Below are 801 nucleotides of genomic sequence, written 5' to 3'. Positions count from 1 at the left end.
ATGATCGTGAGATCTTTACCGGGCTTCAATCCGGCTTCCTTGATCGCCTGAATCGCGCCGAGAGCCATATCATCGTTATGGGCATAAACGGCGCAGAGGTTTTTACCGCCGCCTTCCGCCTTCAGGAAGCTTTCCATGACTTCCTTACCGCCCGAACGGGTGAAATCACCGCTCTGCGAGCGCGCCAAGACCATACCGGGGAACAGGTTCACGACATCGCCGAAACCCATTTTGCGGTCGATGGCAGCGCTCGATCCAACCGTGCCCTGCAATTCGACAAAGCGGCACTTACCATTGGTGCGGGCGGCGAGCCAAGCGGCGGCCAAGCGCCCTTCCTCGACGAAATCCGACGCCACTTTGGTCAAATACAGCGACTGATCGGCAACGCTGACGCCGCGATCGACCAGCACCACCGGAATTTTAGCGTCTTTAGCTTCCTTCAGCACTTGATCCCAGCCGGTTTCCACGACCGGGGCGAGCAAAATGCCATCGACACCCTGGGCGATGAAACTGCGCAGGGCCTTAATTTGATTTTCCTGCTTTTGCTGCGCATCGGAAAACTTCAAATCGATGCCGCGCTTCTTAGCTTCGGCTTTAATCGATTCGGTTTCCGACGTGCGCCACCCGCTTTCCGAGCCGATCTGCGAAAAACCAATCGTCAAAGCATTGGCCGCGCCCGAGAAAGCCAGCAAAGATGCGCCCAATAACAGCGCCGAAATCTTATTCCGCTTCATAGTGTCCGTCTCCTCCAAGGTTCATGAGATTGTTTTGAGCATAGTCCACCATCGGTCGACCTCATGA

The 801-nt window shown here is 55.7% G+C and carries 1 protein-coding gene; it reads right to left on the bottom strand.

Annotated elements, in window-relative coordinates:
- Positions 1-734 (bottom strand): ABC transporter substrate-binding protein (locus VZ95_RS19460; protein WP_045777335.1); only part of this gene is annotated, 734 nt, incomplete at its 3' end.
- Between the last annotated feature and the right edge of the window lie 67 nt (positions 735-801).

Source organism: Elstera litoralis (assembly GCF_000963705.1).
In the GTDB taxonomy this organism is placed as follows: Bacteria; Pseudomonadota; Alphaproteobacteria; order Elsterales; family Elsteraceae; genus Elstera; species Elstera litoralis.
Note: the sequence above shows the minus strand (reverse complement) of the source record. Positions and strands in the feature narration are given on the sequence as shown.